Origin of the sequence: Trinickia sp. (assembly GCF_036503415.1) — a bacterium.
Classification (GTDB): Bacteria; Pseudomonadota; Gammaproteobacteria; order Burkholderiales; family Burkholderiaceae; genus Trinickia.
Genome location: NZ_DASXWY010000147.1, coordinates 1 through 6,103 on the forward strand (window position 1 = coordinate 1; position 6,103 = coordinate 6,103).

The following is a 6,103-nucleotide window of genomic DNA, read 5'->3' on the forward strand; positions in this document are numbered from 1 at the left end:
CGGCGCTCGGCTTCGGCGATCGCATCTTTGATCTGGGTGGCGTAGTGCTCCGCGTTTTGCCGCATTTCCGCCTGAAGCGAATCGATGCGCTCGCGTAATTTTGCGTTCGTCGTGCGTTCGTCATCGAGCAACCGGCCGAGCTTTTCGTTGTCGGCCAGGAGCCGCGCTGCGGTGGAGGTCAATGTCTCGTGACTCGATGCGCGTTGTGTCTGCTCGCTGGCGAACTCGGCCTCGAGTTCGCGTACCCGTGCCCAAGCAGTCTGGGCGAGAGACTCGCTGCGTTGGAGCGCCTCGTTCAGCGTTTCCTGGCGAACCTCGGCATCACGCACGCGGCGTTGAGCCTCTTCGAGAGTTGCCTGCATTTCGAGGCGCTCGGTCTCCAGCATTTCTTTCGCATGCGCGAGTGCCTGCGCGAAGAGCTCGCCGAGCAGTTCTCCGGCTTTGTCTTCCAGCGACGGTGGAATCGCCCCGGCGCCGACCTTGACCTTCGAAGTCTCGCGAATACGCTCCCAGAAATGATCGATGTCTTTGGGGATGTCGCTTGCGCTACCGGTTTGCGTCAGCTCCCGCACAGCAGCCATCGAAGGACGGATGCCCAAATCGAAAAACAACCGCTTGCACGCATGGAGCGACAATTCGCGACGATGCAGCCCGCGGGCCTTCATCGATTCCAGCTCTTGCCGGATGAGCTGTCGTTGCTCGTCTAGGATGGACATGGGTGCAAACTCGGTTTCAATGTGTGCGGATCATAACGGATTACGTAGCAGGCAATACGAGCGAACATCGAACTGTCGTTTTTTGGCGACCGACCCGCTTCATCGTCGATACAAGGGCTTGTACGGCGGGGCTGTTCAAGCAGATCCGTGAAACAAAGCGAAGGAGCTGAATCAAGTCTTTGATTGTAAAGGGATGTGCTGAAGCAGCGTTAATAGACGCCATGTTTCACGAACAGGTGTGTCCCAAGCTCGTGAAGATTGTTCCAACAATTTTTCAACGATACACGACGGTCTTTCTTGAGAGTCATAGAAGTAAACACCCTTGAACCTTATTTAAAAACGTTAACGACTCCGCAAACCCTTGCTGCTCACGGGTTTGCGCGGTGCAACGTGAGCTTTTGCAGGGGCAATCGTGAGACGTTGCGGGAGCGTTGCGTGATGAGGTTCGGGAATGACCGTGAGCCGCTGCGGGATAGGTCGTGAGCGGATTCGGGAGCCGGACCGAAGACGGGCTCGCCAAAACGTGAGCCTTTACGGGACCGGTCGGGCGCCAGCGTCACGCTCTCCGTGGCCCGCGGATCCGCGAGCACCATCGAGCAGGTGAGGTTTTCCGGGAGCGCTGCGCACCTCGGTTTACGCCTCCAATCTACCCCGCTCAGAGGCCAACGTGAGCAAACACGGGAACCATGGCCCATCTGAGGTGAGGCTTTTCAGGAGGACATCGCACTTTGCAGGAAAGGTCCTGTGAAGGGTGAGCTTTTACGGGACCGTGCCGATGGTGTCCTGTCGGCGGCCTTCGCGCGTTGGGCTGCTCACCGGCGGTGTCTTCTACGGTGAGCCTTTTCGGGAGCTTTGCGAAACTGCTGCGCCATCTCACAGGAGCATGCCTCCGCGCGCCCGAAGGTGAGTATTTGCGGGAGACATTGAGGCCGGTCACCTCCGAGGACCAAGGAAGTTAGTCATTACTCTCGCAGTAAGCCGCACCGACATTGATTGGTGAGTGCGTATCGGGGAGTCCGGTAGACGCAAAGGTGAGGGTTTGCGGGGGGCTTTCGTAGATGGCGGTATAGCTCGTTCATCCAAGGTCCGTCCGTCTGAGGTGAGGGAATACAGGAGATACAGCGATGAAAGAGGTTTCTCGAGGAGTTGTCTCTAAGTGTAGGTAGCGACAGATAAATTTGCTGGACCGCGATCGACGGGTGAGACTTTGCGGGGGTGAGCGGATGCGGGGTCGACGACCGTCGGATCGCTCGTCGCGGGGCGCAAAGGTGAGTGTTTTCAGGGACTATAGCGGAGGCCGTTTTTCGGGCGTTGCGGTTCCGGACCGCGACTGGACGGGCCTTGTGGGCTATGTGAGGTGAGAAGTTTCGGGATGCACCGTCGGTATCTGCTGCGAGCCGATACCGCGACTGCGCGACCCCGCAAGCGCATTTCGGTACGCCAGGTTGCGGACGTCGTTGCGATTTGCAGCCGCGTTGCCTATTGCTCGCAGCTCCGCGCTCGTCGGTTGAGATGTGAGCGCGCGAGTTCGACCATCTGGAATATGTGAGTCAGACTGCGAGTAAAGCGGGGTTCGGCGGGATGGAGCGTGGGTTCGTCGTGAAATCGCGACAATCGATAAAGTGAGCTTATTCAGGACCCTACGCAGGCATTTCGCACCGACTGTCGATCGCTTATTTTGCGCTATGCCTCAACAGACAACGCTCGTTGCGCGACTCCGTCTTCCGGGTAGGTGAGTGTTTTCGGGATTCACCCGAGGTGAGGCGCCGTTTCTTGGCCAGATTCACCGAACACGGTGAGAGCCTGCCTGTAGACGAGGTTCACCGCACTCCGGTATGCTCTTGGCAAATCTCTTCTTGACCTGACGCATGGCAACGAAGCGCGCGAAGAAAACCGATGTGGTGAGTCCAAGCTCCGCCGAGTTGCGCAAAGCGGTCGAGGCCATCGCGATTCAGCCGAAGAGCGGCAAAATCACGCTGCTCACCCGCAAACTGTTCAATGTCCTGCTTGCTGTGGCGCAGCAAGCGGACGATTCGGGCGATACCTACAGGGCACTGCTGTCGGACATCGTTGCGAACTCCGCCTTCGACTCGAACGACACCGCGCTCGTCAAAGAACATCTGCGTCGCATGGTGTCAGTGCAGGTCGAATGGAGCCAGGGCACATCCAGCCAGAAGCCGGGGCGCAAGTGGGGCATCTCGACGCTGATCGCCGATGCGGAAATCCTCGAAGACCCTGCCACGCGCCGCGTGTGGGTGGAGTTTTCGTTCGCGCCGAAGATCAAGAAAAAGCTCCTCGACCCGGTGCAGTATGCGCGCTTGAGCCTGCAGTTTCAAAGCCAACTGCGCAGCAGTGCGGGCCTTGCGCTGTACGAGATTTGTGTGCGCTACCTGACGAATCCGAGCCACCTCACGATGCGCGAATCGTGGGCGTGGTGGCGGCCGATTCTTTCCGGTACGCCCGATACGGAAGCTGGCGACGAAGCGAAACGCGAGTACAAATACTTCAAACGCGACTACCTGCGGCCCGCTATCGCCGAAGTAAATGCGGTGACGAACATCTTCGTCGAGTTGATCGAACATCGCGAGGGACGCAGGGTGGCGGAGATACAGTTTCGGGTGACCGAGCGCAAACAGCCCATGCTCGCGCTGGATGAACATCCGAACGTATTCGACAGCACGCTCGTGGACAGGATGGTGAAGCTCGGCATTCCGCTCAAGGAAGCGCAAACGCTTTATGCGGATAGTGAAGAGAATCGGATCCGCGCCGCGCTGCAGATGACCGAGCAACGCATGCGCAGTACCACGTTGCCCCCCGTTCGCAGCGCGCCTGCCTTGTTCAAGGACGCCCTGAAAAAAGGCTATGCGCCTGCCGTGGAGATTCCGGCGCCGGCTGAAGGTGCGGCCAAGGTTTCGGCTATCTCGGCACCTACGGACGAACTCAAGGCACGGCTCGTCGACGAATATGGCGCCTACCGGCGCAAGGAAGCCAAGGCGCTTTACGAGGAGCAAGGCCAGTCCGAGCAGGAGCTGGCTAGGCGCTCGTTCGAGGAGGACACCCTGGCCGAGCTCGGTGCGCACATGCGCGACGAATGGCGCCGCCGTGGACTCAATTCGAAGTTGGTCGAAACGGCATTTTTCGACTGGCTCGCGCGCAAGACCTGGGGTGAGCCGACGGACGGCGATCTGCTCGCCTTCACCCTTCGCCATTCGCGCGCGACTGCCTAGGCGCCGCTGCTGTATCCTCGCTTCGCCCTACCCCACCCCTTCTTCTGCGATTCGTCTTTGGGGGCACGCTGCCCTACTGCGCGGGCAGCAGGATTGCCTCGAGCTGGCGAAGGATCTCGTCGCGCTTTTCCCGTGCTAGCCCACGTAGCCGCAACTCGATGCGGTCATCGCCGTAGGATTTCAACTCTCCCACCGACGCGCCGTCCAACTTGATCTCCACGCGCTGAGCGTAACGCTGCCTGCCAACGGGCTTGGAATTTTCCTGCGGGCCGGTGCGGCCTTTGACGATGTCGGCGACTTGGCGCGTGCTCAGATCGTCCGAGAGAATTTTGTTGATCAGTCGCAGCGTGGCTTCGACACCTCGCGCGGAATGATATCGGCCGACCTGATAGGCCATGTTCGAGCCGAAGCGATCGGGCCTGGAGACCATCTCCTGCATTATCGATTCGGGCAGTTTCGACAGCGAGAGCGCTACCGCGACGGTCGATTCGTCGAGGCCCAAATGTTCTGCGAGTTCCTTTTGGCTCTGGAAGTGCTGTTCGTCGAGAAAACGACGCCACACCACCGCGTTGTCGAAAACCGTCTGCGAATCACGCTGGACGTTCAGATCGTAGCCAAGCTTATAGCTTTGGATGCCGACGGGAAGGTCAACGACGATGGCTTTGACCGTTTCCTTGTTGGCCTCCTTGAGCGCCCGGACCCGGCGGCCACCGTCGCTGACGAAGTAGGTGCCGGGGTTGCCGTAGTCGGGAATGACGTGGATGGCCTGCTGCTGCCCTTGCTTCGCCAGATTCACCGCCAACTCCGCGATCGAAGCCTTGATGTAGAAATGGCGCGGATTGAATGGGCTCGGTTTGATGGCCTTGAGATCGAGCTCGATAACTTGGCCCGGAGTGTAGCCATGGGTCATGCGCCAAGCACGGTATTCGGGGGACTCGTTCGCATCATCGTTATCAGCGGGAGCGGTCATCGTGCTCGTCTTCGGCGTCAGCTTCGAAGGCGATGCCGCATCATTCTTGACGAGGGTATCGATGGCGTTGAGCCGATCGAGAGCCGTTCGCTTTTCACTGCTCGTAGTATCCGGCCGCGCTTGAAAGCCTTTGGCGAATTGGGACGGTTTCATTGAGGGTCCTTTATGCGCATAAACTCAGGGGAGCAAGGCCGCGATCTCATCGGCACAAGCGCGAATTTCCGCCGCGGCGAGCTTTGCGCCCCGGTCGTTCATCTGTAATACGGTCTGACCGAGAGCCATCGCCTGCTTGTATGCCTCTCGCGTCGGAATCTGTGTTTTCAGTAATGGGAAGCCGAGGTCTTCCAGCGCGCGCTTGAGTTCGCGCGTCAGCATTCTTTTTTCCTCGGTCTTGTTGAGCAGAAATACCGCCTTCAGATCCTCGTTCATTACTTGCGCCTGCTGAACAAGCTTGACCAGGCCTACGCTGGACCAGTAGTCAGCGGGCGACGACGACGTCGGAATCACTGCAATGGATGCGGCAAGCAGGACCACGCCCGAGACTTTCTCAGTAATAGACGGCGGGCAATCGACGACGATAACGTCGTAGTCGCCGATGAACTTCTTTATCTCTCGGTGAATTTGCCCTCCGGCCTCTGCGAGGTTGACGACCGGGAACGGGATGCCGGTGTCTGCGTCGGACGACGCGCTCGACCAATGAATGAGGGTGTTTTGGCCATCGGCATCGACCACGAGGACCCGCTTGCCTTTCTCGTGAAAAGCCGCACCGAGATGCATAGCGATGGTGCTTTTGCCGACTCCGCCTTTCTGTTGGGTAACCGCGACGATCTCAGCTGCCAATTTATTCGCTCCGTAACAGGTCGATGAATTCTACCTGGGAGATTTTTTATTTCAATGATTAATGTGGCTCTTGCGCGACGATATGTCGTTTGGACGAGGGTTTATGCGCATAAACCGCCCTCGGCGCGAGCGGGATGCGTTTTCCCAATGCGAGGTCACCGTCGCTGAACGCACAGCGGCGGCTTTTTGCGTGGCGGGCAGTTTCAATCAGAACGCCATAGCTTGAGCGACGCGGCTTGCATCGCTGGGCGTTGTTCTTAAGCTGGTTCGAGAGCCGAGAGCCGAGAGCCGAGAGCCGAGAGCCGAGAGCCGAGAGCCGAGAGCCGAGAGCCGAGAGCCGAGAGCCGAGA

General features: G+C 58.9%; 4 protein-coding genes. 1 reads left to right on the forward strand and 3 read right to left on the reverse strand.

Annotated features, from left to right (window positions below; all coding sequences use genetic code 11):
- A partial coding sequence (locus VGL01_RS17995) for a DNA-binding protein (protein ID WP_331571686.1) occupies positions 1–716 on the reverse strand: 716 nt, incomplete at its 3' end.
- A 1,868-nt stretch (positions 717–2,584) separates the two neighbouring features.
- On the opposite strand from VGL01_RS17995, the gene VGL01_RS18000 reads away from it, so the two are divergent.
- The gene (locus tag VGL01_RS18000; protein ID WP_331571687.1) at positions 2,585–3,943 is read left to right on the forward strand and encodes a replication initiation protein; all 1,359 of its coding nucleotides are present in this window, start codon (positions 2,585–2,587) and stop codon (positions 3,941–3,943) included.
- A gap of 73 nt (positions 3,944–4,016) precedes the next feature.
- On the opposite strand, the gene VGL01_RS18005 is transcribed toward VGL01_RS18000, so the two are convergent.
- Together VGL01_RS18005 and parA are read right to left on the reverse strand one after the other, a co-directional pair.
- Positions 4,017–5,066 carry a ParB/RepB/Spo0J family partition protein gene (locus VGL01_RS18005; RefSeq protein ID WP_331571689.1) on the reverse strand — a complete coding sequence of 350 codons (1,050 nt, stop codon included), beginning with the start codon at positions 5,064–5,066 and terminating at the stop codon, positions 4,017–4,019.
- A 24-nt stretch (positions 5,067–5,090) separates the two neighbouring features.
- Positions 5,091–5,753, reverse strand: a complete 663-nt coding sequence (gene parA, locus VGL01_RS18010) for a ParA family partition ATPase (protein ID WP_331571691.1) — start codon at positions 5,751–5,753, stop codon at positions 5,091–5,093.
- Between the last annotated feature and the right edge of the window lie 350 nt (positions 5,754–6,103).

What these genes read in the sequence shown, in the direction of transcription:
- VGL01_RS18000 (WP_331571687.1), top strand. Translation starts at nt 2,585, where the DNA reads ATGGCAACGAAGCGCGCGAAGAAAACCGATGTGGTGAGTCCAAGCTCC.
- VGL01_RS18005 (WP_331571689.1), bottom strand. Translation starts at nt 5,066, where the DNA reads ATGAAACCGTCCCAATTCGCCAAAGGCTTTCAAGCGCGGCCGGATACT.